This is a genomic window from Caballeronia sp. ATUFL_M2_KS44 (assembly GCF_023630965.1).
GTDB classification, from domain to species: Bacteria; Pseudomonadota; Gammaproteobacteria; order Burkholderiales; family Burkholderiaceae; genus Caballeronia; species Caballeronia concitans.
Genome location: NZ_JALQEA010000006.1, coordinates 745489 through 772487, shown reverse-complemented (window position 1 = coordinate 772487; position 26999 = coordinate 745489). Strand labels below are relative to the sequence as shown.

The following is a 26999-nucleotide window of genomic DNA, read 5'->3' as shown; positions in this document are numbered from 1 at the left end:
CATGACTTTGCTTTCCAAGCATCCCGCCCTCGCCTGGCCGGCTTCCAATGGCCCCGATCCGTACATCGGCCTCGAATCCCTCGACGATCCCGCCGCGCAAGCCTGGGTCGATGCCCAGAATCGCCGCACCGAAGCCGCGTTCGGCGAGACGCCCGATGCGCGCGCGCTCGCCGCGCGGCTCGAAGCGGCATACACGTCGCAGGACCGCATCGTCACCTGTTCGCGCTACGGCGACTGGGCGTACAACACGTGGCAGGACGACGCGCATCCGCTCGGCATCGTGCGGCGCACGCCTTGGAGCGCGTGGCTCGCCGGGACGCCGGACTGGGACATCGTGCTCGATGTCGACGCGCTCGATCTCAACACGAACGAGGACGACGACACGCGCTGGGCGCTCTCCGACTTCGACATGCTCTACCCCGCTTACGACCGCGCGCTGGTCTCGCTGTCGCCGGGCGGCTCGGACGCGTGCATCGTGCGCGAGTTCGATATCGCCGCGCGCCGCTTCGTCGACGATGGCTTCGTGCTGCCGGACGTCGGCAAGCACGACGTATCGTGGATCGATCGCGACACGGTGTACGTCGGCTGGGACGACAGCAAGACGAACGCGCGCCCCGCGCTCACCACGTCGGGCTTTCCGCGTCAGGCGCGGCGCTGGAAGCGCGCGACGCCGCTCGCGGATGCGCCGGTCGTGTTCGAAGGCAAGCGGCGCGACGTGTCGGCGGGCGCGGACTACGATCCGCTCGAAAAGCTGCATCTGGCCTCGCGCGCCGTCACGTTCTGGGACACGCTGCATTTCTGGCTCGATGAAACCGCGAACGAATGGCGCCAGTACGATCTGCCGCAGCACGTGGAAATCGAGCATTGGGACGGCTGGCTCTTCGTCACGCCGCGCAAGGCGTGGACGACGGGCGGCCGGCGCCACGCGGCGGGTTCGCTGCTCGTCATCCGGCGCGCGGCGTTTCTCGACGGCGCACGCGACTTCACCGTGCTTTTCGAGCCGGCGGAGCGTCGGGTGCTTGCGGGCATCGACTTCACGAAGCATTGGCTGATCGCTTCGCAGATGGACGACGGCGCCCCGCGCGTCACGCTGTGGCAGCCGCCCGCGAACGCCGATGCCGACGCCGCGTGGCACTCGCGCGACTTCGCGTTGCCGGAGGCGAGCCAGTCGTATGTCGATTCCATCGACAGCGAGCGCGACGACACGGTGCTGATCCACGTCGAGCATTTCCTCACGCCGCCGTCGCTCTACCACGCCGACCTCGCCGGCGACGCGCCGTGGACGCTGCTCGCGCGCCTGCCCGCGCAGTTCGACGCGGCCGGCCTCACCGCCGTGCGCCGTCACGCGATCGCGCCCGACGGCGAGCGCATTCCGTACTGGCTGATCGGCCGCGACGTCGACGCGCAATCGCCCGCGCAACCGCGCCCCTGCCTGCTCTACGGCTACGGCGGCTTCGAAGTCGCGCTCGATCCGAGCTACGACGCGACGACGGGCATCGCGTGGCTCGAACGCGGCGGTCTCTACGCGGTCGCGAACATTCGCGGCGGCGGCGAATTCGGCCCGCAGTGGCATCAGTCGGCGCTGCGCGAGAACCGGCAAGTTTCGTTCGACGATTTCGTCGCGGTTGCCGAAGCGCTCGCCGAAAGCGGCGTCACGAGCGCGCAACAGCTCGCCATTCGCGGCGCGAGCAACGGCGGCTTGCTGACCGGCGTCTGCATGGTGCAGCGGCCCGATTGCTTCGGCGCAGTGCTTTCCGAAGTGCCGTTGCTCGACATGATGCGATTCCATACGCTGTTGCAGGGCGCATCGTGGATCGACGAATACGGCGATCCCGACGATGCCGCGGATCGTCGTCATCTCGTCGCGTATTCGCCGTATCAGAACGTGAAAGCCGATGCGACATATCCGCCCGTGCTCTTTACGTCGTCCGCGAGCGATGACCGCGTGCATCCCGGTCACGCGCGCAAGATGGCCGCGAAGATGCAGGCGCAGGGGCACGAGCGCGTCTGGTATCAGGAAACGGGCGACGGCGGGCACGGTGCGGGCGTCGAGCCGGAAGCCGTCGCGCAGGCCGAGGCGGCGGCGTTCACCTTCCTCGCATCGACCATTGGACCGCTGCCGCCGGCGGCTTGAGATTCGTCACGTAATTCAGACTTTTCTCGCGAAAGCGCCGCGCGTCCTTACGAATTCGAATTCGGTCGATATAGCCGGCATTACAGCGCGCCTATAGTTTGAGCACTGCTTGTTGCAACGGCGAGCAGTACTACGAAGTGCCGACTGTTTCATTCCATCAAAACGATCCGGAACGCCTCTGACCCAGCCAGTTCCGATTCATGACCAGGAGGAGACGCCTATCGCCAGAATGAAATCGACCGGCCATTCATCTCTGACCCGGAGAATGCCGGCCCACAACGGCTCGACTCAGGACACACTTCTGACCCAAGTCATGGACTGAAAGAAGACCGAGAGAAACACTCTGACCCATTGAACCTCGCCATCGCGCGAGGTTTTTTTCGCCTGCGCTTGCCGGCGAACGTGCTCGCGTCGAAGCCGCGTCAGACCCGGTCAAACCCGCACCGGGGCGGCATGCGAACGCAGCACCAGCGTGCGCCCGGCGAACGTCAGCACCCCGCACACGCCGATGACGACGCCCATGCCGTGCGGCGACACATCGTGAAAAAGCCCGACCGCGAGGCTGGCCAGCGCGCCGAGCGCAAGCTGCATCGCGCCGAAGACGGCCGCCGCCGCGCCCGCGTTGCGCGGATAGCGGTGCATGAGTTCGGTCGTGCAATTGGCCGACAGCAAGCCCACCACGCCCACGACGAAGAAGAGGCTCGCGACGATCGACCACAAGCCGCCCCAGCCGGTCAGCGCGACGAGCGCGACCACGAGCGCCGCGACCACGCTGACGAACGCCGCGCCCGAGATCATCTTCAACGCGCCGACGCGCCCGACGAGCTTCGTGTTCAGCACGTTGCCGCCAATGATCCCGATGATATTCAGCCCGAACAACAGCCCGTAATGCTGCGGCTTCACGTGGAAGTAGTCGATATAAACGAACGGCGTCGCGGTGATGTACGCGAACATCGACGCGAACGCCATGCCGCCGCACAGCACATGACCCCACGTGACCGGATCGGTCAGCAGATGCCCGTAGGCCGCGAACGACTTGCCGAGCGCCGCGCCCGCGCGCTTTTCCTTCGGCCACGTTTCGGGCACGCGCAGGAATGCGGTCAAGGCGCAGACCGCGCCGAAGAGCGTCAGCGCGACGAACACCACGCGCCAGCCGCCCAGAAGCAGCAGTTGCCCGCCGATCAGCGGCGCGAGCAACGGGCCGATCGACGTGACGATGGAAAGCATCGACAGGACGCGGGCGGCATCGGCCGGCTCGTGCGCGTCGCGGGCGATCGCGCGCGCCAGCACGGACGCCGCGCCCGCGCCGAGCGCCTGTAGGAAGCGCACGACGACGAGCGCATCGATGGAAAACGCCGCCGCGCACGCGACGCTCGCGAGCGCGTAAAGCGCGATGCCGCCGAGCAGGACCGGACGGCGGCCATAGGCATCGGAAAGCGGACCGTAGAGCAGCATGCCGAACGAAAAGCCGAACATGAAGCTCGTCAGCGTGCTTTGCGCGGCGGCCGGGCTCGTGCCGAACGCGGCGGCGAGCGACGGCAGGCTCGGCAGATACATGTCGATCGACAGCGGGCCGCATGCGGCGAGCGCGCCGAGCAACAGGATCAGCCGGCCATCGGGCCGGCGACGGATGGTGTCTGACATCGGGTGCGCTGGAAAGAGACGAGGCGCTTCTCGGCTCGGTGGCGTTGAAGGCGAGCGAGCCATTGTACGCGACCCTCTTTTTTCGCGTTGCGCTAAGCTCGGCGCTCGATCCGCTTCCCGTTTCCCCGAACGATGACCGCCTTCCTGCTGATCTGGAGCCCGCGCAAATGGCCGTGGCCCGAGTTGCCCGATGTCGCGCGCCGCGTGGCAGCGGGCGAAGCCGTCGCCGATGTCTGGGGCTGCGGCACGGCGCGCGGCCTGCTGCCGGGCGATCGCGTGTTCGTGCATCGCGTGTCGCAGGAGCCGAAGGGCATCTTCGCGTCGGGCCACGTCACGCGCGCGCCGTACGAAGTGCCCGATGCGCAGTCGAAGCGCGGCTATCGGCTGTGCATCGACTTCGTGTACGACTGGCTCGCCGATGCGCGCGAACATGTTGTCGTCACGCGCGACGAGTTGCGCGCGCATCCGTTTTCCGTGCAGACGTGGGACGCGCAAAGCTCCGGCACGATCATCAAGCCGATGGCCGAAGGCGCGCTCGAAAAGCTCTGGACCGAGCGCACGGGCCGGCGCGGGCGTCCCGGCGCGCTGCATCGCTGAAGGCCGCCGGAGGGTCCGCCCGACCCCGCCCGCTTGCAACGACTCCGGTACAATTTCAGCAACAATCGTCGCGCCGGAGGCCGGGCGCCGGCAGCGCGCTTCTTCGCGCCGCGCCTTGCGCCACGGCCGATTGCACGTCCCACGCGCGTCTTGCATCCACTTTCAGCAGGCTCCATCCATGTCCAAGAATCAAGCTCTCTTCGAACGCGCCCAGCGGACCATTCCCGGCGGCGTGAATTCGCCGGTGCGGGCGTTCCGCTCGGTCGGCGGCACGCCGCGCTTCATCGAGCGCGCGCAAGGCCCGTATTTCTGGGACGCGGACGGCAAGCGCTATATCGACTACATCGGTTCGTGGGGACCGATGATTCTCGGCCACGTTCATCCCGAAGTGCTCGAAGCGGTGCAGCGCGTGCTCGCCGACGGCTTCTCGTTCGGCGCGCCCACCGAAGCGGAAATCGAGATCGCGGAGGAAATCTGCAAGCTGGTGCCGTCGATCGAACAGGTGCGGATGGTGTCCTCCGGCACCGAAGCGACGATGAGCGCGCTGCGTCTCGCGCGCGGCTTCACGAACCGCAGCCGCATCGTCAAGTTCGAGGGCTGCTATCACGGGCACGCGGACAGCCTGCTCGTCAAGGCCGGCTCCGGCCTGCTGACCTTCGGCAATCCGACTTCGGCGGGCGTGCCGGCGGACATCGCCAAGCACACGACCGTGCTCGAATACAACAACGTCGAGCAGCTGAACGAAGCCTTCGCGGCGTTCGGCGCGGAGATCGCGTCGGTGATCGTCGAGCCGGTCGCGGGCAACATGAACCTCGTGCGCGCGACGCCGGAGTTCCTCGACGCGCTGCGCGCACGCTGCGACGAATACGGCGCCGTGCTGATCTTCGACGAAGTGATGTGCGGCTTTCGCGTCGCGCTCGGCGGGGCGCAACAGGTCTACGGCATCAAGCCGGACCTCACGTGCCTCGGCAAGGTCATCGGCGGCGGCATGCCGGCGGCGGCTTTCGGCGGCCGACGCGACATCATGGCGCATCTCGCGCCGCTCGGCGGCGTCTATCAGGCGGGCACGCTGTCGGGCAATCCGATCGCCGTCGCGGCGGGCTTGAAGACGCTGCAACTGATCCAGCGCCCCGGCTTCTACGACGACCTCGCGAAACAGACGCGCAAGCTCGTCGATGGCCTCGGCGCCGCCGCGCGCGCGGCGAACGTACCCTTCTCCGCCGACTCCATCGGCGGCATGTTCGGCCTTTATTTCATGGACAAGGTGCCGGGCAGCTTCGCGGAGATCGCGCACGGCGACACGAAGCGCTTCAACGCCTTCTTCCACGCGATGCTCGATGCCGGCGTGTACTTCGCGCCGTCCGCGTTCGAAGCGGGCTTCGTGTCGAGCGCGCACGACGACGCGGTCATCGACGCCACGATCGACGCCGCGCGCGGCGCGTTCGCGTCGGTCGCGGCTTAACGGCGCGTCGCCCGGGCCGCCACGATGTTCTCGCAATCCGACTTCACCTACATGGAGCGCGCGCTCGCGCTCGCGTCGCGCGGCATGTACACGACGACGCCGAATCCGCGCGTCGGCTGCGTGCTCGTCAAGAACGGCGAAGTGATCGGCATGGGCTTCACGCAGCCGGCCGGCCAGGATCACGCCGAAGTGCGCGCGCTGAAGGACGCCCGCTCGCGCGGCAAAGATCCGCGCGGCGCGACCGCCTACGTGACGCTCGAACCGTGCAGCCACTTCGGACGCACGCCGCCGTGCGCGCATGCGCTCATCGACGCGCGTGTCGAGAAAGTGATCGCGGCGATGGAAGATCCGAACCCGACCGTCTCCGGACGCGGCCTCGCGATGCTGCGCGACGCGGGCATCGACGTGCGCTGCGGGCTGCTCGCGAACGAAGCGCACGAGATGAATATCGGCTTCGTCTCGCGCATGACGCGGCGGCGTCCGTGGGTGCGCATGAAGGTCGCGGCGACGCTCGACGGGCGCACCGGCCTGCCATCGGGCGAAAGCCAGTGGATCACGGGCGAAGACGCACGCGCCGACGGCCACGCCTGGCGTGCGCGCGCCTGCGCGATCCTGACGGGCATCGGCACGGTGCGCGAGGACGATCCGCAGCTCACCGTGCGCGCGGTCGACACGCCGCGCCAGCCGCAGCGCGTGCTGATCGATAGCCGGCTCGAGGTGCCGCTCGATGCGCGCATTCTCGATGGCGCGCCGCCGTGGATTTTCCATTCCGCCGATGCGGACCCCGCCCGCGCCGACGTCTTGCGCGACAAAGGCGCGGAACTCGTGGAACTGTCGAACGAGCACGGCAAGGTCGATCTACCCGCGATGCTCACCGCGCTCGCCGATCGCGGCATCAACGAGTTGCACGTCGAAGCGGGGCACAAGCTGAACGGCTCGCTGTTGCGCGAAGGCTGCGTCGACGAGCTGCTGATCTATCTCGCGCCGAGTTTGCTTGGCAACGCGCCGGGCATGTTCGACTTCGCGCCGCCCGCCACGCTCGACGCGCGGCCGCATCTGAAATTTCATCGCATCGACCGGCTCGGCGACGATCTGCGCATACTCGCGCGGTTCGCCGGGACGCACGGCGCCAGCGAAACGCGTTAATAGAACCGAGGAAGGCATTTCATGTTCACAGGAATCGTCGCGGCGGTGGGCCGCATCGAAAAAGTCACGCCGCTCGGCTCGGAGCCGGAAGCGGGCGTGCGTCTGACCGTCGCGGCAGGCGGGCTCGATCTCGCGGATGTCGAGCTTGGCGACAGCATCGCCATTCAGGGCGCGTGCATGACGGTGGTCGAGAAGTCGCCCGGTTCGTTCGATGTCGACGTGTCGCGCGAAAGCCTGAACAAGACCGTCGGACTCGGGCAGGCTAGCGCGGAAGTCAATCTGGAAAAAGCGTTGCGTGCGCATGACCGGCTGGGCGGGCATCTCGTGTCCGGCCACGTCGATGGACTCGGCGTGGTGTCGCGGTTCGAGCGCGTCGGCGAGTCGCACGAACTGCGCGTCGTTGCACCGAAGGACATCGGCAAATATCTGGCCTACAAGGGATCGGTGACGGTGAACGGCGTAAGCCTCACGGTCAACTCGGTCAGCGATCAGGCCGACGGCTGCGAGTTCTCCATCAACCTGATTCCGCATACCGTGGAAGTCACGACGCTCAAGGCGCTGCACGCCGGCGCGAAGGTCAATCTGGAGATCGATCTGATCGCGCGGTATGTCGAGCGGATGATGAGCGGGGCGTGATTCATCGCGCGGGGTGCTGAATAACGGCCATCGTCAGCGCTCCGGGCCCCAGATCTGGTCGAAGTCGAAGGAGAGTTCTTTGCTTCGACGGATCGACAGCAGCTTGACCGCCGCGCCCGACAGCCAATACAGCAACACGTAGTCGTCGAATATGTGCTCGCGAAGCTCGGCCGGCTGTTGCGCGCCTTCCGTTTCTTCGATCAGTTTTTCGCACATCAGCAGCGCATCGTAGGTATCCGGCGTCGTGTTGAGAAACACGCGGCCAATGGCCGGGAACCGTTCCAGAAGCGGAATCACCTTCGCATCGAGCGAATCGAGCAGCCGGTCATAGCTGTGCGGGTGCCCCGCCCGTGTCCAGTACCTTTCCATATCGGCGAGTCGCGCCTCGAAGACGTCGGTGAATTCGACGACAATCCGCGTACGTTCATCACTCGTCATCCGACGGACCTCCTTCTTCCCGCTTGGCCCGCAAGCGCGCCCTGATCCGCGCCAGCGCCTCCCGAGCGTCGGTCGTGCGGCCGGCTTTCACGTCTGCGAGGCCGGCGCGGGCATCTTCAAGCAATTGCATATGAATGCGCGCCCGCTCCGCACGATAGTAATGCTCGAGCTTCTCCGTGCTGATCAGCGCAACGCTGCTCTCGCCGTTCTTGGTGATGATCTTGTCGACACCCTCCCGCACTTCATCGATGAGTTCCGAGAGATTGGCACGCGCCTGCGACAAGGACACGATGTCTTTTGGGGTGAAAGCCATGACTGGCTCCAGAATGTTTATCGTACATAACATGGTACAGAATTTAGGTTCCCAAATGTTCGGAAGAATTCATTCTTGCATCCCCACCCCCGCCCCACCACTCCCCCAAAAGCCATAAGCCGAATCCCCGACCCGCCCCTCCGCGATTTCACCGCCTGTCCATCGGCCGTGGCGTAAAATACGCCCTTTCCCAAACGCACCCATCGGGACGCACCATGTCGATCGCCTCCACCCCTGAAATCATCGCCGAGTTGCAAGCCGGCCGCATGGTGATCCTCGTCGACGAAGAAGACCGCGAGAACGAAGGCGACCTGGTCGTGGCCGCCGATTTCATCACGCCCGAAGCCATCAACTTCATGGCGCGCTACGGCCGCGGCCTCATCTGCCTCACGCTCACGCAGGAACGCTGCAAGCTCCTGAACCTGCCGCTGATGACGCAGCGCAACGGCACGCAATACGGCACCGCGTTCACGGTCAGCATCGAAGCGGCCGAAGGCGTGACCACCGGCATCTCGGCGGCCGACCGCGCGCGGACCATCGCCGCGGCGTGTGCGCCCGATGCGCGCGCCGAGCACATCGTGCAGCCGGGTCACATATTTCCCATCATGGCGCAGCCTGGCGGCGTGCTCGTGCGCGCCGGCCACACGGAAGCCGGTTGCGATCTGACCGCGCTCGCCGGACTGTCGCCGGCGGCGGTCATCTGCGAAATCATCCGCGACGACGGAGAAATGGCGCGCCTGCCCGATCTCATCGAATTCGGCGCGCAGCACGGCATCAAGATCGGCACCATCGCGGATCTGATTCATTACCGCAGCCGCACGGAATCGATCATCGAAAAGGTCAGCGAGCGCACCATGCATACCGCTCACGGCCCGTTCCGCGCGGTGCTGTATCGCGACGAACCGAGCGGCTCGCCGCATATCGCGCTGGTGCGCGGCACGCCGTCGCCGGACACGGAAACGCCCGTGCGCGTGCACGAGCCGCTGTCGGTGCTCGACCTGCTCGACATCGACGCGTCCACGCACTCCTGGACCATCGACGCCGCCTTGCGCGAAATCGCCGCCCGCGATCTCGGCGCGGTCGTCATGCTCAATTGCGGCGACACGAAAGATCATCTCGTGGACGCTTTCCGCGCGCTCGATCCGAACGACACGTCGGCCAAACCGGCGCGCCGTCCGATCGACTTCAAGACTTACGGCATCGGCGCACAGATCCTGCGCGATCTGGGCGTCGGCAAGATGCAGGTGCTCGCCACGCCGCGCAAGCTCGGCAGCATGTCGGGATACGGGCTCGAAGTGACCGGCTTCGTTCCGATGCCCGGCTCGCCCGCCACGGCGGCAAGCGCGGCCGGCGCGCCGGACTCGACCGTCCCGCATCTGCGTTCGGCCTGAGCGCCGCCTTCAGCGAACACTTAGGCGCCTACCCTATTCCAAACCAACGGACCACTACATGGAAATCGGACAATATCAGCCGAATCTCGACGGCGACGGCCTGCGCATCGGCATCGTCCAGTCGCGCTTCAACGAACCGGTGTGCAACGGCCTCGCCGATGCGTGCATCGAAGAACTCGAACGCCTCGGCGTGATCGGCCAGGACGTGCTGCTCGTCACCGTGCCGGGCGCGCTCGAAATTCCGCTCGCGCTGCAAAAGCTCGCCGAATCCGGCCAGTTCGACGCCCTGATCGCGCTCGGCGCGGTCGTGCGCGGCGAGACGTATCACTTCGAACTCGTATCGAACGAAAGCGGCTCGGGCATTTCGCGCATCGCGCTCGACTTCGGCATTCCGGTGGCGAACGCCGTGCTCACGACCGAAGACGACGAGCAAGCCGTCGCCCGCATGACGGAAAAGGGCCGCGACGCGGCGCGCGTGGCGGTCGAGATGGCGAATCTGTCGGTCGCGCTGGAGCAGCTCGGCGGCGACGAAGACGACGAAGATGAAGACGAAGACGAAGACGAGGACCGCGCATGAAGAGCGCTCGACGCCGCTCGCGTGAACTCGCGACGCAAGGGCTTTACCAATGGCTGCTGTCGGGCGCGCCCGGCGGCGAGATCGACGCGCAGTTGCGCAACGCGCAAGGCTTCGACAAGGCGGACCGCGCCCATCTCGACGCCATCCTGCACGGCGTGATCAAGGAATCCGACGCGCTGTCCGCGCAACTGCAGCCCTGCCTCGACCGGCCGATCGAACAGTTGTCGCCGGTGGAGCGCGCGGTGCTGCTCGTCGCCGCGTTCGAGTTCAAGCATCACATCGACATTCCGTATCGCGTGGTCATCAACGAGGCGGTCGAACTGACGAAGACCTTCGGCGGCTCGGACGGCTACAAGTACGTGAACGGCGTGCTGGACAAGCTCGCCGTCGCGATGCGCCCGACCGAAGCGCAGGCACGCAGATGAGCACCGTTTCCGAGCCGTTGATGCGGCTTGCGTCGCGCGTCGACGCGATCGAGCCGTTCTATGTGATGGAGCTGATGAAGGACGCGCAGGCGCTGGAACGCGCCGGGCGCGACATCATCCACATGGGCATCGGCGAGCCGGACTTCACGGCGCCCGAGCCCGTCACGCGCGCCGCCGCGAATGCGCTGCACCGCGGCGTCACGCAGTACACCAACGCGCTCGGCGTGACGGCGTTGCGCGAGGCGATCGCCGCGCATTATCGCGATGTATTTGGCCTGACCATCGATCCGGCGCGCATCGTGGTGACGGCGGGCGCGTCGGCGGCGCTGCTGCTCGCGTGCATGGCGCTCGTCGATCACGGCGACGAAGTGTTGATGCCCGATCCGTGCTATCCGTGCAACCGGCATTTCGTGTCGGCGGCGGACGGCAAGCCGGTACTGATCGCGAGCGGCCCGGCGGAACGCTTCCAGTTGACGGCCGATCAGGTCGCGGAACATTGGAGCGACAAGACGCGCGGCGTGCTGCTGGCGTCGCCGTCGAACCCGACGGGCACGTCCATCGAACCGGGCGAACTCGCGCGGATCGTCGAGTCGGTGCGCGAGCGCGGCGGCTTCACGATCGTCGACGAGATCTATCAGGGCCTGAGCTACGACGCGAAACCGGTGTCGGCGCTCTCGTTCGGCGATGACGTCGTCACCGTCAACAGCTTCTCGAAGTACTTCAGCATGACGGGCTGGCGGCTCGGCTGGCTGGTCGTGCCGCATGCGATGGTCGGCGCGCTCGAAAAGCTGTCGCAGAACCTGTTCATTTGCGCGTCGGCGCTGGCGCAGCATGCGGCGCTCGCGTGCTTCGAGCCGGAAACCATCGCGATTTACGAAGCGCGGCGGCTCGAATTCAAGCGGCGGCGCGACTACATCGTGCCGGCGCTGCGCTCGCTCGGATTCGGCGTGCCGGTCGTGCCGGACGGCGCGTTCTATGTCTACGCGGACACTGCGGGCGTTCATCATCCGGCCGCCGGCGACAGCGAAGCGCTCACGCGTTCGATGCTGCGCGATGCGGGCGTCGTGCTCGTGCCGGGCGCGGATTTCGGCGTGCACGCGCCGGAGCGCTACATACGGCTCTCGTATGCGACGGCGTATGCCAAGCTGGAAGAAGCGGTCGGGCGGCTCGGCGATCTTTTCCGGCGCTGACCGCACGTTGAGAAAAAGGGCGCCGTCGAGGCGCCCTTTTTTGTTCCGCAAAACGTCAGACAAGCATCAAGCGCCGTATTCCGCCGACGCCACGTGCTTCGATTCGCCGGTGTCGCCATCGTCTTGCGCATCGGCTTTCTTCGGCGTGTCGATCGTCACGTGGACGCGCTTGGCTGCATCGTTCGTCGATGCCGACGCCAGCACCTGCTTCGGCGCAGCCTGAACCGGCGCCTGAGGCGCGTTGATCGGCACGTTGCGGCCGCGCGCGATATCGCGCAGACGCGAACGCTCGGCCAGCACTTTCGCGCCGTAGCCGCCGTCGTCCTGCGTCGTCGAGCCGACGTAATAGCGCAGACCGCCCGCCACCGAGCCGCCGCGCGCGATGCAGTCCTTCAGCACCAGCGCGCCGACCTTGATGTTCGCGAGCGGATCGAGCGCCGCGTGCGAGCCGCCGAAGTACTGGAACTTGTCCGAATGCACCTTCGACATGACCTGCATCAGGCCCTGCGCGCCCACGCCGCTTTCGGCGTACGGATTGAAGCCCGATTCGATCGCCATGACCGACAGCAGCAGCAGCGGATCGAGACCGACTTCGCGGCCCGTATCGAACGCGGCGCGCACGAGTTCCGTCACCGGCTCTTCGGCCACGCGATACCGCCGCGCGATGAAATTGGCGACGAGCTTCTGCTCGCGCGTCGAAACGAGGATGCGGTCGTCGCGCGCATCGGCGACAACGCGCTGCGTGGGGATCGCGTTCGCCAGCATGGCGACGGAGGGCATCGAACGCGGATCGAGGCCGTTAGGCGACACGGCGAGGCTGATGCCGCCGGTCAACTGGCGCGTGCTTTCGTCGTCGCTGGCGGCCGCGCCGAGCGACGGCACGAGCGGCGTCGGTGCGACGGGCGCGCCCGTGTTCGCCGCGAGGGCGACGGACGTACCGGCATCGCCCGGCTGGCGATGCACCGCCGAGAACGGCGGAATCGGCTGGCCGGCGAGAAGACGCGCGGGACCGGCCTGCACCGCCGCGGACACGAAAGGCATGATTCGTGCGGCGAAGGTGGTGCGCCAGGAAGGCAACAGCCAAAGCGCGAGCGCCGTGACGACGGCCGCGCAGCCGACCAGACTAAACAGATAGTGACTCATACGGCTGCCACGACGCAGCGCGGCGCGCAGAACCTGCGCGGCACGCGTGTCGGGACGCCACGTTAACCAAGCGTTCATCGATGCTCCCAATGTTGCATGATTTACGCTGATGATTACCGGCTAAACCAGGAAATCGAAGCGTAAATCAGACACCGCTCGCTCTTGGCAAGGCGTAAGCGGCATCGGGGAAACGGCATGCGCCGTCTGGAAAACCGGTCCGGCAAACCACGCCGGGATGCGCGGCACGAACTGCGTGCCCTACGTGCGCAGATGGCTTTCCACGCGAAAACCGGCGTGAGAAACGCCGGCAGTGACAACCAACAGCCATGAATCGCCGGGCAGGTACGGCGCAGGCGACGCACAGCGTCTGAAGAAAACCTGAGGCAGAGGTGAAAAATTTCAAAACCTGCAACTGATGCGAAGCGATTCTAGCAGGGTTTAATGATCCGTCAATGCTATAGCTTTGTGTTTCAATTACTTACAGTTATGATGAACACCGTTTAGGAGCGCCAACGCACATCCGCGGCGCAGTTTCCACGGGAAATCGCCGAACGTCTCCCAGCGCACGGACGCGCACGCAGGTAAAATCGACAATCGCCAAGCGCGCAGCCGTCCCGCTCCTTTCGCTTCAATCCGTGAGCGGCCTCGAGTCATCCTCCGACCATCGATGAAATATAAAGATCTGCGCGACTTCACCGCCCGCCTCGAAGCGCTCGGTGAACTGCGCCGCGTCCGGCAGCCTGTTTCCCCTGTTCTCGAAATCACCGAACTCTCGGATCGCGTCCTGCGCTCAGGCGGCCCGGCGCTGCTCTTCGAGGCGCCCACCGGTCATACGATGCCCGTCTTGGCCAACCTGTTCGGCACGACGCGCCGCGTGGCGCTCGGCATGGGCATCGAAACGCAGACGCCGGCCAGCGCCGACGCGAGCCTCGGCAGCGACACCGCCGCGCTAAGTTCGCTGCGCGATGTCGGCCGGCTGCTGTCCGCGCTGAAAGAGCCCGAGCCGCCGCGCGGCCTGAAGGACGCCGGCAAGCTGCTCTCGCTCGCGAAAGCCGTATGGGACATGGCGCCGAAATCGGTGAGCGCGCCGCCTTGCCAGGAGATCGTGTGGGAAGGCAATGACGTCGATCTCGCGCGTCTGCCGATCCAGACCTGCTGGCCCGGCGACGCCGGACCGCTCCTGACCTGGGGCCTCACCGTCACGCGCGGACCGAACAAGCCGCGCCAGAATCTCGGCATCTATCGTCAACAGTTGATCGGACGCAACAAGCTCATCATGCGATGGCTCGCGCATCGCGGCGGCGCGCTGGATTTCCGCGAGTTCGCGCTCGCCAATCCCGGCAAGCCGTATCCGGTCGCGGTCGTGCTCGGCGCCGATCCCGCGACGATACTCGGCGCGGTCACGCCCGTCCCCGATACGCTCTCCGAATATCAGTTCGCCGGACTCTTGCGCGGCTCGCGCACCGAGCTTGCGAAGTGCCTGACGCCGGGCGTCGATCTGCAAGTGCCGGCGCGCGCTGAAATCGTGCTCGAAGGCTTCATCTATCCGCAGGAAGGCGCGCTGCCGCCGGCACCGAAAGGCGCGCCGCCGCGACCATCGGCGGGCGCGGCCGCACGTTACGAACACGCGCTCGAAGGCCCGTACGGCGATCACACCGGCTACTACAACGAACAGGAATGGTTTCCGGTCTTCACCGTCGAGAGGATCACGATGCGCCGCGACGCGCTCTTCCATTCCACCTACACCGGCAAGCCGCCCGACGAGCCGGCGGTGCTCGGCGTCGCGCTGAACGAAGTTTTCGTGCCGCTTCTGCAGAAGCAGTTTCCCGAGATCACCGATTTTTATTTGCCGCCCGAAGGCTGCAGCTACCGCATGGCGATCGTGCAAATGCGCAAGAGCTACGCCGGCCATGCGAAGCGCGTGATGCTCGGCGTCTGGAGCTTCCTGCGGCAGTTCATGTATACGAAGTTCATCGTCGTCGTGGATGAAGACGTCAACGTGCGCGACTGGAAGGAAGTCATCTGGGCGATCACCACGCGCGTCGATCCCACACGCGATACGGTGATGGTCGACAACACGCCGATCGACTATCTCGATTTCGCATCGCCGGTGGCGGGGCTCGGCTCGAAAATGGGCCTCGACGCGACCAACAAGTGGCCCGGCGAAACCAGCCGCGAATGGGGCCGCCCGATCGTGATGGATGCGGCGGTCAAGCGGCGCGTCGATGCGCTGTGGACGGAAATCGGTCTCGACGATGCGGGGAAGCAAGCATGATCGCGGCAACGCTTTATCGTGGGAGCGCCATCGAGAATACGCATCGCGCGCACGTCGCCGTGGTCGATGCGGACGGTGACTTGCTGCATTCGTTCGGCGATCCGCATCGGGTGACGCTGCCGCGTTCTGCCGTGAAGCCGGCGCAGGCGCTCGCGATCATGGAAACGGGCGCGCTGGAACGCTTCGGTTTCGACGACGCCGACCTCGCGCTGATGTGCGGATCGCATAGCAGCGAAGCGCGGCATATCGAACGCGCCCGCGCGATGCTCGCCAAGTCCGACGCGAGCGAAGCCGATCTGCGCTGCGGCGGCCATCCGCCGATTTCCGACGCCGTCTATAAAGACTGGATCAGGCGCGATTTCACGCCGACGCCCGCGTGCAGCAACTGCTCGGGCAAGCACGCCGGCATGCTCGCCGCCGCGCGCGCGATGGACGCGCCCATCGACGGTTATCACCTGCCCGGCCATGCGCTCCAGGCGCACGTGAAGCGCACGGTGGCGCGTGCCGTCGATCTGCCGTACGACGACGTGCATTGGGCCATCGACGGATGCAATCTGCCGACGCCCGCGTTCCCGCTCGACCGGCTCGCGCGCTTGTACATGAAGATCGCGGCGGCGCAGGAAGGATCGCCGCTCGCGCGCATCCATCGCGCGATGACGACGTATCCGGAACTCGTGTCCGGCGAAGGCCGCTTCTGCGAGCGCCTCATGCGCGCGTTCGGCGGCGCGGTCGTCGGCAAGACGGGCGCGGATGCGAGCTATGCGATCGGCGTGAAGCGCGACGAAGGCGCGCTCGGCATCGCGGTGAAGGTGGAGGACGGCAATCTCGTCGTCATGCACGCGATCGTCGCGCACGTGCTGGCGCTGCTCGGCATCGGCACGGCGCAGCAGCGCGCGGCGTTCGACGACTTCCGTTATCCGGCGATGCGCAACACCATGGGCGTCGAGACCGGACGCCTGGACGTCACCCTCACGCTGAACGGACGTCGATGATGCATTCGTGGTCGTTGATGTCCGACGGGTTCTTCCTGTCGCTGTCGTTGTGTCTGGATATCGGCATCGCGAATGTGGCGATCATCTCGCTCGCGCTCTCGCACGGCTTCAAGCCGGGCCTCGTGCTCGGCCTCGGCACGTGCTTCGGCGATCTGTTCTATGCGGCGCTCGCGCTCGCGGGCATGTCGGCGCTGCTGCAGTTTTCCGCCGTGCGATGGGTCGTGTGGATCGGCGGCGGCATCGTGCTGCTCGTGCTCACCTGGAAGATGGCGCGCGAGGCGCTCAAGCCCGCCACCGCGCCGCCCGTCGCGGGCGAAGCGAATCCGCACATGCCGCGTCAGAGTCATCTCAAGAGCTTTTTGCGCGGATGCCTGCTCGCGGTGTCGTCGCCGAGCGCGATCCTGTGGTTCGCGGCGGTCGGCGGCGCGCTCATCGCGAAGGCCGGCGCGACGAGCCCGGTGAGCGCATCCGTCTTTCTGCTCGGCTTTTTCTGCGGCGGACTCGGCTGGACCCTCTTCATCTGCACGCTCGCGAGCCACGGCCGCAAGCGCGCCGGCACGCGCCTGTTGCGCGCGTGCCATGTGCTCTCCGCCGTGCTGTTCGCGTATTTCTCGTACAGCGTGATCGTCGACGGTTACCGCGATCTCATCGTGCACGCGGCGTCGTGACGACCGCTCTCGTCAGGCGATGAACTGCGCGAGCCGCGGCAGATCGACGTTGCCGCCGCTCACGATCACGCCGACGCGCTTGCCTTCCACCGGCACCACCTTCTGAAGCACGGCGGCGGCCGCGAGACAGCCGGTCGGCTCGACGACCATCTTCATGCGTTGCGCGAAGAAGCGCAGCGTGTCGATGAGTTGCGCATCGCTCACGGTGACGATGCGATCCACATGCTTCTGGATGATCGGGAAGTTGTATTCGCCGACGTGCGTGGACGCCGCGCCATCGGCGATGGTGCGCGGCACCTCGATATGCACGATCTCGCCGCGCGCGAGCGACTGCTGCGCGTCGTTGCCCGCTTCCGGCTCCACGCCGATCACCTTGCACGACGGCGAAAGCGCCGCCGCCGCGAGCGCGCAGCCCGCGATCAGCCCGCCGCCGCCCAGACACACGAAGAGATAATCGAGCGGGCCGGTTTCCTCGATCAGTTCCTTCGCAGCCGTCCCCTGCCCCGCGATCACGTGCGGATGGTCGTACGGCGGAATCAGCGTCATGCCGCGCTCTTCTGCGAGCGCGCGGCCAATCTCCTCGCGATTCTGCGTGTACCGGTCGTACGTGATGACTTCGCCGCCGTAGCCGCGCGTCGCTTCCATCTTCGCGGCGGGCGCGTCTTCGGGCATGACGATGGTCGCGCGGATGCCGGCCAGTTTCGCCGACAGCGCGATGGCCTGCGCGTGATTCCCCGACGAATATGTAATGACGCCGGCGGCGCGCTGATCGTCGTTGAAATGCGAAATGGCGTTATACGCGCCGCGGAACTTGAACGCGCCCATGCGCTGGAAGTTCTCGCATTTGAAAAACAGCGACGCGCCCGCGATTTCGTCCGCCGTGCGGGACGTGAGGACGGGCGTGCGATGCGCGAAACCGTCGATGCGCTGGGCGGCATCGGCGACGTCATCGAAAGTCGGAGCGGGAAGTGAGGGCATCGGAGGAAACGTGGTGTGAAGAAGCCACCATTCTCCGCAGTTCGGGCGCGAATCGGAATAGGTTCGTCGCGTCGCGCATAAAAAAACGCAAGCCCGAACGGGGCTTGCGTTTATCGAATCGAGTTCAAGCGGTTACCGGTGCCAGCCGCCGCCATATCCACCATAGCCGCCACGGTAATAACCATGGTGATGCCAATACGGGCGACCGTAAGGCCGACCATAGTAACCATAGTTGTATCCGCCGACGACGACCGCAGGCGCTGGCCCATAAACGACGGGCGGCGGCGGCGCGACATACACCGGCGCGGCGGGCGCGACGTAGACCGGCGCGGGCGGCGCCTGATAAACGGGATACGCCGGCACCCCGATGCCGACACCGATCGATACGCCACCTGCCTGCGCCGCCCCTGCGGCGCTCAGCGCGAGTGCGCCGACGACCACCATACCACTGAGTTTTTTCACTTTCGTTCTCCTCGCTGCGTATCGCCTGCGTCCGGCGCGCAACGTCATAGGGTGAATTTAGCGAAAATCGCGGTGGGACGCAGAAGTCATGTGTTGCAAATTGCAAGCTTTATCGGCGGCTTCGGCTAAGGGAAATGCGCTGCATTGAAGCGCGCGTCCGGCCGGCGCGCCTCAAGAGGATGCATGTCGCGGAACTGAATTAAACACGCGCCAAAGCAGGTAACTTCTGATTACAAATGAAATGAAAAGCCCCGCTGGACGGTTCATCCAGCGGGGCACTTAATGCTTTACGCGAACTTGAAAGCCGCTGATATCAGCCGACTTTCACATAAGCGAATTCGCGCGAAACGTTCGGCGGCACATACGCCGCCCCGATCACGACGCGCGGCGTCAACCGCTTCTTCTGATCCCACCAGCGGCGCCGCTGAGCCTGGCTCAAGAACCGCAGATGCTTTCGATAAGAGAAAATGCTCATGCGACCTCCGAACGTAGCGATTAAACCTTTGAGAAACGCACGCATGCAGTGACACGCGATGCCATTCCGTTGAAGTCCGTCTTTTGTTAAGTATTCCGCGCCCTGTTCGTCCACTAATGTTCGCAAGGAAACCCAATACTGCATTCGACGTGTGCCAAGCCACATTCAGCACTAACCATGCCGAAAATCCAGCTCATTTTCCGGCTTCGCTGATCTCTTTTGCATGCTGTCATCGTATCGTGGCATTTTTCTCTTTCTCGGGACAGTATCGCTTTGACAACATCAGGGTTTTCCAACGCTGCGAGCGCCCGATCCGCGTGCTTGCAGTACGCTTTCATTTTGCTCGTGGCACAATCGCTGACGCTTGTTCGCCAACGCGCCCAAGCGATACGCAAGCCATGTTAAGGTGACGTCCGGCGCCCCACCGGCATTGGCGGTGGGCGGGGATTGCAAGACGCCATCGTTGGAAAAAAGAGACGCGCGATGCCCGGGCATTTCCGATGCCAACGGTGTATTCCGGCGGGCACTTCGGCGTGAAATCCAGCCCAGAGAACGAACAATGACCAAGCTCAGTCCGTACGACTCGCCCGACCCGCGCGCTTTCTTTCACGACGATGCCGCCGCTCATCGGCCCGGCGCCGCCTGCTGACGAGCCGCATCGCCCCATCGCTTTCGCTTTCGTTGTCGCTTTCCGACCCCCGGCGCAGCTGACCGCCGCGCACGTTTCCAAGAGGACCCGAGATGTTCGGCGATATCGCCCGTTTTCTGCTCAACACCGTTTTCACCCTTTTCGGCGCGGCGCTTCTGCTGCGCGCCTGGATGCAGGTCGTGCGCATGCCGCCGTACAACCCGGTATCGAACGCCGTGATGCAGGCGACGAACTGGATCGTGCTGCCGCTGCGAAAAATCCTGCCGGGCGGCAAGATCGACTGGGCGAGCATCGTCGCGGCGTTCATCGCGGCGGCGGTGTATGTCACGCTGATGGTCGTGCTGGCCGGCGTCGATCCGACCTACATGATGCCCATGCTTCTGCTGGTCGCGGTGCTGACCGTCGTCAAGTGGGCGCTGAACCTCATCATCTGGATGACGATCCTGATGGCGCTGCTCTCGTGGCTCAACCCGCAGTCGCCCGCGATGCCGCTGCTCTTTCAGATCACCGCGCCGTTTCTCGATCCGTTGCGGCGCATCCTGCCGCGTCTCGGCGGTATCGACCTGTCGCCGATCCTGCTTTTCGTGATCGTGCAGGTGCTGCTGATGGTGGTCACGCGCGTCGCCGTCTCCATGACGCTCTTCGGCATCTGAGCGCGGCGCCGCCCGCAATTGCGCGGCGGCGCGTCTTGCGCTTACAATAGCCGACTCACGCGGGCGTCGTATAATGGCTATTACCGTAGCTTCCCAAGCTACTGACGTGGGTTCGATTCCCATCGCCCGCTCCAGCATCACAGCGAAAGCCGCCTTCAATCTTCGAGGCGGCTTTTTAGTTTCCGCGCGCGCTTTATCCATCCCGCGCAGCGCTTCTTGCATCCGCATTCCGATCTCGCCATGAATCACGATCCCCAGGACGACGCCAACGACGCCGAGCAACCCGCAGACAGCGAAGCATCGACGCTGCATCATCGCCGCATCCGCAGCTTCGTCACGCGCGCGGGCCGCGTGTCGCCGGGGCAGCAGCGCGCGATCGACGAGCTCGGTCCGCGCTTCATCGTGCCCTACTCGCCCGAACTCGCCGACTGGAGCGCCGTCTTCGGCAGGAACGCGCCGCGGGTGCTGGAAATCGGCTTCGGCATGGGCGCGACGACCGCGGAAATCGCCGCCGCGCGCCCGGGCGATGACTTCATCGGCGTCGAAGTGCATGAGCCGGGCGTCGGCGCGCTGCTGAAGCTGATCGGCGAGCAGCAGCTCGGCAACATCCGCATCCTCCAGCACGACGCCGTGGAAGTGCTCGAACACATGATCGCGCCCGCGAGCCTCGACGGCGTGCACATCTATTTCCCCGATCCGTGGCACAAGGCGCGGCATCACAAGCGCAGGCTGATTCAGCCGAAATTCGTGTCGCTGCTCGTGTCGCGCGTGAAGCCGGGCGGCTATCTGCATCTCGCGACGGACTGGCAGAACTACGCCGAGCAGATGCTCGAAGTGCTGTCGGCGGACGCCGAACTCGAAAATACCGCCGACGGCTATGCGCCGCGCCCGGAGTATCGCCCGGTGACGAAGTTCGAACGCCGTGGCTTGCGGCTCGGACACGGCGTGTGGGATTTGCTGTTCCGGCGCAAGTAACACCACGCCGTAAGCGGAAAGCAGAAAGCAAAACGCCACGGCAAGCCGTGGCGTTTTCACATGCGCGAGCAGGAAGAAAGCTCAATCCGCCCAGCTCAGCCCGCCGCTGTAGCCGACGATCAGAATCAGCAGCCCGAAGCCGATGCGATACCACGCGAACGCCGTGAAGTCGTGCGACGCGACGTAGCGCAACAGCCATCGCACGCAGACGAACGCGCTCACGAACGCGGCCACGAGGCCGATCGCGAACAGCCCGAGATCGTTGACGGACAGCGCGCGCCAGTACTTCGCCATTTCGTAGAGCGTCGCGCCGAAGATGATCGGGATCGCGAGGAAAAACGAAAATTCGGTGGCCGCGCGCCGGTCGAGACCGAACAGCATCCCGCCGATGATCGTCGCACCCGAGCGCGACGTGCCCGGAATCAGCGCGAAACATTGCGCGAGACCGACCTTGAAGGCATCGGCGTAAGTGAGATCGTCGACGGAATGCACGCGCGGCGGCTCGGCGCGGTCACGCTGGCGCGCCTCCGCCCACAAAATGACGATGCCGCCCACGATCAGCGCCACCGACACCGGCACCGGCGAAAACAGCACCGCCTTGATCTTCTTTTCGAGCAGCAGCCCGAGCACGATGGCCGGAATCGTCGCGATGATCACGTTGGCCGCGAAGCGCCGCGCGTCCGGACGGCTGGACAAACCGCCGACCACCGAGCCGATCTTCGCGCGATATTCCCAGCAGATCGCGAGAATCGCGCCGAACTGGATGACGACGTCGAACGTTTTCGCCTGCGCGTCGGTGAAATTGAGCAAACTCCCCGCGACGATCAGATGCCCCGTGCTGGAAACCGGCAAAAACTCGGTCAAGCCTTCGACGACGCCCAGAACGAGCGCCTTCACTATCAAAATCCAGTCCATCCGTCAGCCCTTGTTTGCTGTTTTCGCTGTTGGCGGAGCACTGCGCGCGAAGATTTCGACTTACTTCTCGACGATCTGAACGCGTATGCCGTTTGAAAGGACTGTGATTGTACCGGGTTCGTAAGAAACGCCGGCAAACTGCAATTCTTCGGGCTTGAAGGTGTAGATCGGATAGCGGTCGAGGAGCTGGGCGGCGAGCATCGCGCCGGCCGCCGCGATTTGTTGGTTGTACTGCGCGGCGTCACCGGTCAACTGCGAATCGTCAACAGTCGGCGACACCAAAACGACCGAGCGGCTCGGGGCGTCGTAGGCGAGTTGCGTCGAGAGCGTGAACGCGCCGTTCACCGGATTCGGCATGAAAGGCGTGGCGAGCCGCGCATCGACTTTCACGGTCACGCGATTGCGATCCGCCGCCATGCCGACGACAGGATTGCTCAACACGACATCGAAGATCTGCCGCGCCGTGCGCTCCAGCGGAAACTTGCGCGCGACGGCTTCCTGCACCTGCTTTTGCGAAAATGTGTAGTGATCCGGAATAAACGGAAAGATGGATGCGGCCCGCGCCGCCGATGCGAACGCGAACGCCGGCAAGGCGGCGAGCCCTGCCAGCATCAACCGGCGCCGGCGCGGCGCGACGGGGTGTGTCATGCGGGGTTTCCTCGATTCGATATTGGAACGGTGCTTGGACAGGCGAACGTCACTGCGGTTGCGTCTCGGCCTCGAGCTGCGTCAGCCAGGCGATCGCGTATTCGCGCGTGTCGCCGCACATCTCGGCCGATGGCTGCAGACCGCCGCAGCAAGCCGGCCGTCGCGGGTCGCCGAAGATCCTGCAGCGCAGGTCGGCGTCGAGCTGAACGCAAGGTTCGCCCGCGCGCTTGCCGTGCGGCATGCCGGGAATCGCGCTCGTGATCGACGGCGCGATGCAGCACGCGCCGCATCCTTCGCGGCAGGCATGGGAAGAGGAAGACATGGCGATACGAGATAAAGCCGACGAAACCGGCATTGTCCCACGCCCGCGCGGCTGCGACGTTATCACGCAAGGCGCGTTAGCCCGCTCTGGCTAAACTTGACGGATCGCAAAGGCCAGCCCATGAATCTCGTCGACACCCTCTTCCGCCCGGACCTGCTCGCCCGCTACGACGCACACGGCCCGCGCTACACGTCGTATCCCACCGCCGTCCAGTTCACGGAATCGTTCGATCCCGCGCATTACTTCGAAGCGGCCGCACGCGGCGGCGCATCGGCGGATCTGTCGCTGTACTTTCACATTCCTTTCTGCGACACGGTCTGCTTCTACTGCGGCTGCAACAAGGTCGCGACGAAGAATCGCGCGCACGCCCGCCCGTATCTCGACCGCATGAAGCGCGAACTGGCGCTGCAAGCCGCCTCCTTCGACACGGCGCGGCCCGTCACGCAGCTTCACTGGGGCGGCGGCACGCCAACCTTCCTTTCGCACGGCGAGATGGTCGAACTCATGGCCGCGACCGCCGGGCACTTCAATCTCGTCGCCGACGAGCGCGCCGAATATTCGATCGAAGTCGATCCGCGCGAGGCGTCGCCGGAAACCATCGCGTTGCTGCGCCAACTCGGGTTCAACCGGCTGAGCCTCGGCGTGCAGGATTTCGACGAACGCGTGCAGCGAGCCGTCAACCGCATCCAGCCGCGCGCGATGACCGAGGACGTCATGCGCGCCGCGCGCGATCACGGCTTCAAGTCGGTGAGCGTCGATCTGATCTACGGCCTGCCGCATCAGAGCGTCGAGCGCTTCACGCGCACGCTCGACGCGATCATCGCGCTCGCGCCGGACCGCGTTTCCGTGTTCGGCTACGCGCACATGCCGTCGTTGTTCAAGATGCAGCGTCAGATCGACGAAAGCGCGCTGCCGTCGTCCGCCGTGCGGCTCGCCATTTTGCGGCGCGTGATCGAGCGCATGAGCGACGCGGGCTACGTCTATATCGGCATGGATCATTTCGCGCTGCCCGGCGACGAACTCGCGCGCGCGTACGAAGCCGGCACGCTCCAGCGCAACTTCCAGGGCTACAGCACGCACGCGGACTGCGATCTGATCGGCATCGGGGCATCGTCGATCGGCAAGGTCGGCAACGTCTACGCGCAAAACGCCCGCGATCTCGCCGATTACGCCGCTGCCATCGACGCCGGCCAGTTCGCCATCCAACGCGGCGTGCGTCTCAACGCCGACGACCTCTTGCGCCGCGACGTCATCATGCGGCTCATGTGCGGCGGCACGCTCAACTTCGCGGACGTGGAACGCGCGCACGGCATCGCGTTCGCCGACACGTTCGCCGATGAACTCGCCCGCCTCGCGCCGATGGCCGACGACGGTCTCATCGACGTTTCCGGCCACGCGATCCGCGTCCTTCCCGCCGGGCGCATGCTGGTGCGCAACGTGGCATCGGTATTCGACCGCTATCTGGGACAGGCGAGCCTCAAGCGCTTTTCGCGCACCATCTGAAAGCATCCGCATCAGAAATACTCCGCCGCGCACGCGCCGTTCTTCGAGTATTTCTTACTTCGCTGGCTTAGAATGACAGCCACCTTCGGCGCCCGGTCTTCCCTGGCGGATGACCGCGCCCGCCCTTACACCGTCGATGCGCCCGCCCGAAGCGGCGCATCGGATCGCCGTCCGGCATGCGTGAAGTGAAGCCTGCCGCCGGCAAGCCACTGCCCGACGCCATGCCGACCACTTCGCCGCAGTTCGCCCCGCTCGCCCTCCTCGCCGCCGACCTGAAATGCGGCCGCACCACCAGCCGCGCGCTCGTCGAAAAAGCGCTCGAACGCATTGCCGATCCGGACGGCCAGGGCGCGACCGTCTTCACGCACGTCGATCCCGAGCACGCCCGCGCCGCCGCCGACGCCCACGACGCGCTGCGCCGCGCGGGCATCGTGCTGTCGCCGCTCGCGGGCATTCCGGTTTCCGTGAAGGACCTTTTCGATATCGAAGGCCAGGTGACGCGCGCCGGATCGCGCGTGCTCGCAAACGAAGCACCCGCGAAAGCCGACGCCATCACGGTCGCGCGGCTGCGGCGGGCGGGCGCGGTCATCGTCGGGCGCACGAACATGAGCGAGTTCGCGTTCTCCGGACTCGGGCTGAATCCGCACTACGGCACGCCGCGCTCGCCGTATCACGCCGACGTGCCGGGCGACGCGCGCATCGCGGGCGGATCGTCGGCGGGCGCGGCGGCGTCGGTGGCCGATGGCATGACGGCCGTCGCGCTCGGCACCGATACCGGCGGCTCCATCCGCATTCCCGCCGCGATGTGCGGTCTCGCCGGCTTCAAGCCGACCGCGAGCCGCATCCCGAAGCAAGGCGGCGTGCCGCTGTCGAAAACGCTCGATTCGTTCGGGCCGATCGGCGTATCGGTCGCGTGCTGCGCGCTGGTGGATCGCATTCTGGCGGGGCGCGAGCCGGATGTGCCCGCCACGCGCCCGCTCGACGGCGTGCGCCTCGGCGTACTCACGAACTACGTGACCGACGGCGTGGAAGCGTCCGTCGCGCAGGCGGTTCAGGCGGCGGTCAATCATCTGTCGGCGGCGGGCGCGCTCGTCGACGACGTGCGTTTCGCTCCGCTCGACCGCCTGCCCGAATTGAACCGCTTCGGCCTCGTGTCGATGGAAGCGTACGCGTGGCATCGCAAGCTGATTGCGGAGCACGCGGCGGAGTACGACCCGCGCGTGCTCGCGCGTCTGATGCGCGCGGAAACGGCGAGCGCGGCGGATTACATCGAGCTGTGCGACGCGCGCGCTGCGATGATCGAAGCCGCGCGCACGACGCTCTGGCAGCGCTTCGACGCCATTCTCTGCCCGACGGTGCCGGTGCTGCCGCCGCGCATCGCGGAACTGGAAGGCGACGACGAACTGTTCAACCGCACCAACGCGCTGATTCTGCGCAATCCGACCGCCTTCAATTTTCTCGATGCCTGCGCGCTGTCGCTGCCGTGCCATCCGCGCGGCGGGGCGCCCGTCGGCCTGATGCTCGCGGGCGCGCCGAACAGCGACGACACGCTGCTGTCCATCGGACGCGCCGTCGAAGCCGTCCTGGAAACGACGCGCTGAAAGCGGCATCGCGTCCCGATCGAGCCATCGGGGGATCGCGCTAGAATTCCCGCGCGATCCTCGCCAACTGGCGCACTTCTTCCCGAATCGTTGCGAAATAATGAACAACCATCTCCATCACTTCACGATGCACGAGGACGACCGCATCCTGCGACGCGAACGCCGGCTGCTCACGCTGCTCGGCTTCGTGTGCCTGGCGCTCGTCGGCGGCGCGCTCTATTTGCAGTTCTTTCAGCACGAAGATCCGTGCCCGCTCTGCATCATCCAGCGCTATTTCTTCGTGCTCATCGCCTTGTTCGCGTTTCTCGGCGCGGGGCTGAACGGCTGGCGCGGCATTGCGGTGCTCGAAACGCTCGTGGCGCTCTCCGCGCTCGGCGGCATCGCGACGGCCGTGCGGCACGTCTACGTGCAGGCGCGTCCCGGCTTCAGTTGCGGCTTCGATACGCTGCAGCCCGTCGTCGACAGCCTGCCGCCCGCGCGCTGGTTGCCGCAGGTGTTCAAGGTGGCCGGTCTTTGCGAAACGCCGTATCCGCCGATACTCGGCCTCTCGCTGCCGCAGTGGTCGCTCGTTGCGTTCGGCATCATCTTCGTGCTCGTGCTCGCGAGCCTTTTCTCGAAGCGCCGGTTGCGCGCCGCCGTCCGCTGATTCTTCCTTCCGCGCGGGCGCGCAGTTTGCCGCCCGCGCGCGTCGCTTAATCGCTCCTTCGCTTTTCGCTTCCCCGCATCAGCGCTTCCGCATAATCTTGATACCGTCCCGAAAATATTTTTGGGATATTGCGGTGCTATG

General features: G+C 65.7%; 27 protein-coding genes and 1 tRNA gene. 18 read left to right on the top strand and 10 right to left on the bottom strand.

The features are described from left to right. Position 1: 1 nt before the first annotated feature. Positions 2 to 2134, top strand: a complete 2133-nt coding sequence (locus tag NCR39_RS03680; protein ID WP_250450776.1) for a prolyl oligopeptidase family serine peptidase — start codon at positions 2 to 4, stop codon at positions 2132 to 2134. A 432-nt stretch (positions 2135 to 2566) separates the two neighbouring features. Here NCR39_RS03680 and NCR39_RS03675 read toward each other — a convergent pair whose 3' ends face one another. After that, positions 2567 to 3778 (bottom strand): Bcr/CflA family multidrug efflux MFS transporter, encoded by a 1212-nt coding sequence (locus NCR39_RS03675; RefSeq protein WP_250450774.1) that lies wholly within the window; start codon positions 3776 to 3778, stop codon positions 2567 to 2569. A gap of 132 nt (positions 3779 to 3910) precedes the next feature. On the opposite strand from NCR39_RS03675, the gene NCR39_RS03670 reads away from it, so the two are divergent. The 4 genes from NCR39_RS03670 to NCR39_RS03655 all read left to right on the top strand — a co-directional run bounded on the left by NCR39_RS03670 (position 3911) and on the right by NCR39_RS03655 (position 7619). Next, positions 3911 to 4375, top strand: a complete 465-nt coding sequence (locus NCR39_RS03670) for a hypothetical protein (RefSeq protein WP_250450772.1) — start codon at positions 3911 to 3913, stop codon at positions 4373 to 4375. A gap of 178 nt (positions 4376 to 4553) precedes the next feature. Further along, positions 4554 to 5837, top strand: coding sequence for a glutamate-1-semialdehyde 2,1-aminomutase (hemL, locus tag NCR39_RS03665; protein ID WP_250450770.1), 1284 nt, complete (start codon positions 4554 to 4556; stop codon positions 5835 to 5837). A gap of 24 nt (positions 5838 to 5861) precedes the next feature. Further along, entirely contained in the window at positions 5862 to 6983 is a 1122-nt protein-coding gene (gene ribD / locus NCR39_RS03660; RefSeq protein ID WP_250450768.1) for a bifunctional diaminohydroxyphosphoribosylaminopyrimidine deaminase/5-amino-6-(5-phosphoribosylamino)uracil reductase RibD, read from the top strand. A 21-nt stretch (positions 6984 to 7004) separates the two neighbouring features. Next, entirely contained in the window at positions 7005 to 7619 is a 615-nt protein-coding gene (locus NCR39_RS03655) for a riboflavin synthase (RefSeq protein ID WP_250450766.1), read from the top strand. A gap of 33 nt (positions 7620 to 7652) precedes the next feature. Here the strand turns inward: NCR39_RS03655 and NCR39_RS03650 are convergent, their stop codons facing one another. Both NCR39_RS03650 and NCR39_RS03645 read right to left on the bottom strand, forming a co-directional pair. Then, on the bottom strand, positions 7653 to 8057 hold the full coding sequence (locus NCR39_RS03650; RefSeq protein WP_250450764.1) for a hypothetical protein: 405 nt from the start codon (positions 8055 to 8057) through the stop codon (positions 7653 to 7655). After that, positions 8047 to 8370, bottom strand: a complete 324-nt coding sequence (locus tag NCR39_RS03645) for a type II toxin-antitoxin system Phd/YefM family antitoxin (protein WP_250450763.1) — start codon at positions 8368 to 8370, stop codon at positions 8047 to 8049. The genes NCR39_RS03650 and NCR39_RS03645 overlap by 11 nt, the downstream gene beginning before the upstream one ends. A 215-nt stretch (positions 8371 to 8585) precedes the next feature. On the opposite strand from NCR39_RS03645, the gene ribBA reads away from it, so the two are divergent. From ribBA to NCR39_RS03625, 4 genes are read left to right on the top strand one after another with little or no spacing between them, the layout of a single operon-like run. Further along, a complete protein-coding gene (gene ribBA / locus NCR39_RS03640; RefSeq protein WP_250450762.1) occupies positions 8586 to 9761 on the top strand; it encodes a bifunctional 3,4-dihydroxy-2-butanone-4-phosphate synthase/GTP cyclohydrolase II in 1176 nt (391 codons plus the stop codon). 58 nt (positions 9762 to 9819) lie between these two features. After that, a complete protein-coding gene (gene ribH, locus NCR39_RS03635) occupies positions 9820 to 10338 on the top strand; it encodes a 6,7-dimethyl-8-ribityllumazine synthase (protein WP_250450761.1) in 519 nt (172 codons plus the stop codon). Beyond that, complete coding sequence (gene nusB, locus NCR39_RS03630; protein WP_040051864.1) at positions 10335 to 10763, top strand: transcription antitermination factor NusB; 429 nt, start codon at positions 10335 to 10337, stop codon at positions 10761 to 10763. Before ribH ends, nusB begins: the two co-directional genes overlap by 4 nt. Then, positions 10760 to 11953, top strand: coding sequence for a pyridoxal phosphate-dependent aminotransferase (locus NCR39_RS03625; protein WP_250450760.1), 1194 nt, complete (start codon positions 10760 to 10762; stop codon positions 11951 to 11953). Before nusB ends, NCR39_RS03625 begins: the two co-directional genes overlap by 4 nt. Positions 11954 to 12019: 66 nt before the next feature. Here the strand turns inward: NCR39_RS03625 and NCR39_RS03620 are convergent, their stop codons facing one another. Then, positions 12020 to 13174 carry a lytic transglycosylase domain-containing protein gene (locus NCR39_RS03620; protein WP_250450759.1) on the bottom strand — a complete coding sequence of 385 codons (1155 nt, stop codon included), beginning with the start codon at positions 13172 to 13174 and terminating at the stop codon, positions 12020 to 12022. A 589-nt stretch (positions 13175 to 13763) separates the two neighbouring features. On the opposite strand from NCR39_RS03620, the gene NCR39_RS03615 reads away from it, so the two are divergent. From NCR39_RS03615 to NCR39_RS03605, 3 genes are read left to right on the top strand one after another with little or no spacing between them, the layout of a single operon-like run. Continuing rightward, positions 13764 to 15371 carry a UbiD family decarboxylase gene (locus NCR39_RS03615; RefSeq protein ID WP_250450758.1) on the top strand — a complete coding sequence of 536 codons (1608 nt, stop codon included), beginning with the start codon at positions 13764 to 13766 and terminating at the stop codon, positions 15369 to 15371. Beyond that, positions 15368 to 16363 carry an asparaginase gene (locus NCR39_RS03610; protein ID WP_250450757.1) on the top strand — a complete coding sequence of 332 codons (996 nt, stop codon included), beginning with the start codon at positions 15368 to 15370 and terminating at the stop codon, positions 16361 to 16363. Before NCR39_RS03615 ends, NCR39_RS03610 begins: the two co-directional genes overlap by 4 nt. Further along, on the top strand, positions 16363 to 17031 hold the full coding sequence (locus tag NCR39_RS03605) for a LysE family translocator (protein ID WP_250451455.1): 669 nt from the start codon (positions 16363 to 16365) through the stop codon (positions 17029 to 17031). The genes NCR39_RS03610 and NCR39_RS03605 overlap by 1 nt, the downstream gene beginning before the upstream one ends. A 12-nt stretch (positions 17032 to 17043) precedes the next feature. Here NCR39_RS03605 and NCR39_RS03600 read toward each other — a convergent pair whose 3' ends face one another. The 3 genes from NCR39_RS03600 to NCR39_RS03590 form a co-directional block, all read right to left on the bottom strand. Then, the gene (locus NCR39_RS03600; protein WP_250450756.1) at positions 17044 to 18009 is read right to left on the bottom strand and encodes a threo-3-hydroxy-L-aspartate ammonia-lyase; all 966 of its coding nucleotides are present in this window, start codon (positions 18007 to 18009) and stop codon (positions 17044 to 17046) included. 132 nt (positions 18010 to 18141) lie between these two features. Further along, entirely contained in the window at positions 18142 to 18453 is a 312-nt protein-coding gene (locus NCR39_RS03595) for a hypothetical protein (RefSeq protein ID WP_284507112.1), read from the bottom strand. A 331-nt stretch (positions 18454 to 18784) separates the two neighbouring features. After that, the gene (locus tag NCR39_RS03590; RefSeq protein WP_250450752.1) at positions 18785 to 18946 is read right to left on the bottom strand and encodes a hypothetical protein; all 162 of its coding nucleotides are present in this window, start codon (positions 18944 to 18946) and stop codon (positions 18785 to 18787) included. A gap of 741 nt (positions 18947 to 19687) precedes the next feature. Between NCR39_RS03590 and NCR39_RS03585 the strand changes: the two genes are divergently transcribed. From NCR39_RS03585 to trmB, 3 genes are all read left to right on the top strand, one after another. Continuing rightward, positions 19688 to 20248 carry a YggT family protein gene (locus NCR39_RS03585; protein ID WP_250450749.1) on the top strand — a complete coding sequence of 187 codons (561 nt, stop codon included), beginning with the start codon at positions 19688 to 19690 and terminating at the stop codon, positions 20246 to 20248. Between the two features lie 59 nt (positions 20249 to 20307). Then, positions 20308 to 20382: transfer RNA gene (locus NCR39_RS03580), tRNA-Gly, on the top strand. Between the two features lie 106 nt (positions 20383 to 20488). After that, the gene (gene trmB / locus NCR39_RS03575; protein ID WP_250450747.1) at positions 20489 to 21223 is read left to right on the top strand and encodes a tRNA (guanosine(46)-N7)-methyltransferase TrmB; all 735 of its coding nucleotides are present in this window, start codon (positions 20489 to 20491) and stop codon (positions 21221 to 21223) included. Between the two features lie 81 nt (positions 21224 to 21304). Here trmB and NCR39_RS03570 read toward each other — a convergent pair whose 3' ends face one another. The 3 genes from NCR39_RS03570 to NCR39_RS03560 are packed head-to-tail and all read right to left on the bottom strand — an operon-like array spanning position 21305 to position 23108. Next, positions 21305 to 22138: an undecaprenyl-diphosphate phosphatase gene (locus NCR39_RS03570; RefSeq protein WP_250450745.1), complete on the bottom strand. Its 834-nt coding sequence runs from the start codon at positions 22136 to 22138 to the stop codon at positions 21305 to 21307. Between the two features lie 60 nt (positions 22139 to 22198). Continuing rightward, on the bottom strand, positions 22199 to 22786 hold the full coding sequence (locus tag NCR39_RS03565; RefSeq protein WP_040051855.1) for a DUF1439 domain-containing protein: 588 nt from the start codon (positions 22784 to 22786) through the stop codon (positions 22199 to 22201). 49 nt (positions 22787 to 22835) lie between these two features. Beyond that, a complete protein-coding gene (locus tag NCR39_RS03560; RefSeq protein WP_350029650.1) occupies positions 22836 to 23108 on the bottom strand; it encodes a YkgJ family cysteine cluster protein in 273 nt (90 codons plus the stop codon). 120 nt (positions 23109 to 23228) lie between these two features. Here NCR39_RS03560 and hemN point away from each other — a divergent pair, with 120 nt between their 5' ends. The 3 genes from hemN to NCR39_RS03545 all read left to right on the top strand — a co-directional run bounded on the left by hemN (position 23229) and on the right by NCR39_RS03545 (position 26858). Then, positions 23229 to 24611 carry an oxygen-independent coproporphyrinogen III oxidase gene (gene hemN, locus NCR39_RS03555; RefSeq protein ID WP_250450741.1) on the top strand — a complete coding sequence of 461 codons (1383 nt, stop codon included), beginning with the start codon at positions 23229 to 23231 and terminating at the stop codon, positions 24609 to 24611. Positions 24612 to 24832: 221 nt separating this feature from the next. Then, positions 24833 to 26212, top strand: coding sequence for an amidase (locus NCR39_RS03550; RefSeq protein ID WP_250451454.1), 1380 nt, complete (start codon positions 24833 to 24835; stop codon positions 26210 to 26212). Between the two features lie 127 nt (positions 26213 to 26339). Next, complete coding sequence (locus NCR39_RS03545; RefSeq protein WP_250451453.1) at positions 26340 to 26858, top strand: disulfide bond formation protein B; 519 nt, start codon at positions 26340 to 26342, stop codon at positions 26856 to 26858. The last annotated feature ends 141 nt before the right edge of the window (positions 26859 to 26999 follow it).

Excerpts from the sequence above, each read along its gene's own strand:
- NCR39_RS03680 (WP_250450776.1), top strand. The coding sequence starts at position 2 with ATGACTTTGCTTTCCAAGCATCCCGCCCTCGCCTGGCCGGCTTCCAAT.
- NCR39_RS03675 (WP_250450774.1), bottom strand. The coding sequence starts at position 3,778 with ATGTCAGACACCATCCGTCGCCGGCCCGATGGCCGGCTGATCCTGTTG.
- NCR39_RS03670 (WP_250450772.1), top strand. The coding sequence starts at position 3,911 with ATGACCGCCTTCCTGCTGATCTGGAGCCCGCGCAAATGGCCGTGGCCC.
- hemL (WP_250450770.1), top strand. The coding sequence starts at position 4,554 with ATGTCCAAGAATCAAGCTCTCTTCGAACGCGCCCAGCGGACCATTCCC.
- ribD (WP_250450768.1), top strand. The coding sequence starts at position 5,862 with ATGTTCTCGCAATCCGACTTCACCTACATGGAGCGCGCGCTCGCGCTC.
- NCR39_RS03655 (WP_250450766.1), top strand. The coding sequence starts at position 7,005 with ATGTTCACAGGAATCGTCGCGGCGGTGGGCCGCATCGAAAAAGTCACG.
- NCR39_RS03650 (WP_250450764.1), bottom strand. The coding sequence starts at position 8,057 with ATGACGAGTGATGAACGTACGCGGATTGTCGTCGAATTCACCGACGTC.
- NCR39_RS03645 (WP_250450763.1), bottom strand. The coding sequence starts at position 8,370 with ATGGCTTTCACCCCAAAAGACATCGTGTCCTTGTCGCAGGCGCGTGCC.
- ribBA (WP_250450762.1), top strand. The coding sequence starts at position 8,586 with ATGTCGATCGCCTCCACCCCTGAAATCATCGCCGAGTTGCAAGCCGGC.
- ribH (WP_250450761.1), top strand. The coding sequence starts at position 9,820 with ATGGAAATCGGACAATATCAGCCGAATCTCGACGGCGACGGCCTGCGC.
- nusB (WP_040051864.1), top strand. The coding sequence starts at position 10,335 with ATGAAGAGCGCTCGACGCCGCTCGCGTGAACTCGCGACGCAAGGGCTT.
- NCR39_RS03625 (WP_250450760.1), top strand. The coding sequence starts at position 10,760 with ATGAGCACCGTTTCCGAGCCGTTGATGCGGCTTGCGTCGCGCGTCGAC.
- NCR39_RS03620 (WP_250450759.1), bottom strand. The coding sequence starts at position 13,174 with ATGAACGCTTGGTTAACGTGGCGTCCCGACACGCGTGCCGCGCAGGTT.
- NCR39_RS03615 (WP_250450758.1), top strand. The coding sequence starts at position 13,764 with ATGAAATATAAAGATCTGCGCGACTTCACCGCCCGCCTCGAAGCGCTC.
- NCR39_RS03610 (WP_250450757.1), top strand. The coding sequence starts at position 15,368 with ATGATCGCGGCAACGCTTTATCGTGGGAGCGCCATCGAGAATACGCAT.
- NCR39_RS03605 (WP_250451455.1), top strand. The coding sequence starts at position 16,363 with ATGCATTCGTGGTCGTTGATGTCCGACGGGTTCTTCCTGTCGCTGTCG.
- NCR39_RS03600 (WP_250450756.1), bottom strand. The coding sequence starts at position 18,009 with ATGCCCTCACTTCCCGCTCCGACTTTCGATGACGTCGCCGATGCCGCC.
- NCR39_RS03595 (WP_284507112.1), bottom strand. The coding sequence starts at position 18,453 with ATGGTGGTCGTCGGCGCACTCGCGCTGAGCGCCGCAGGGGCGGCGCAG.
- NCR39_RS03590 (WP_250450752.1), bottom strand. The coding sequence starts at position 18,946 with ATGAGCATTTTCTCTTATCGAAAGCATCTGCGGTTCTTGAGCCAGGCT.
- NCR39_RS03585 (WP_250450749.1), top strand. The coding sequence starts at position 19,688 with ATGTTCGGCGATATCGCCCGTTTTCTGCTCAACACCGTTTTCACCCTT.
- trmB (WP_250450747.1), top strand. The coding sequence starts at position 20,489 with ATGAATCACGATCCCCAGGACGACGCCAACGACGCCGAGCAACCCGCA.
- NCR39_RS03570 (WP_250450745.1), bottom strand. The coding sequence starts at position 22,138 with ATGGACTGGATTTTGATAGTGAAGGCGCTCGTTCTGGGCGTCGTCGAA.
- NCR39_RS03565 (WP_040051855.1), bottom strand. The coding sequence starts at position 22,786 with ATGACACACCCCGTCGCGCCGCGCCGGCGCCGGTTGATGCTGGCAGGG.
- NCR39_RS03560 (WP_350029650.1), bottom strand. The coding sequence starts at position 23,108 with ATGTCTTCCTCTTCCCATGCCTGCCGCGAAGGATGCGGCGCGTGCTGC.
- hemN (WP_250450741.1), top strand. The coding sequence starts at position 23,229 with ATGAATCTCGTCGACACCCTCTTCCGCCCGGACCTGCTCGCCCGCTAC.
- NCR39_RS03550 (WP_250451454.1), top strand. The coding sequence starts at position 24,833 with ATGCCGACCACTTCGCCGCAGTTCGCCCCGCTCGCCCTCCTCGCCGCC.
- NCR39_RS03545 (WP_250451453.1), top strand. The coding sequence starts at position 26,340 with ATGCACGAGGACGACCGCATCCTGCGACGCGAACGCCGGCTGCTCACG.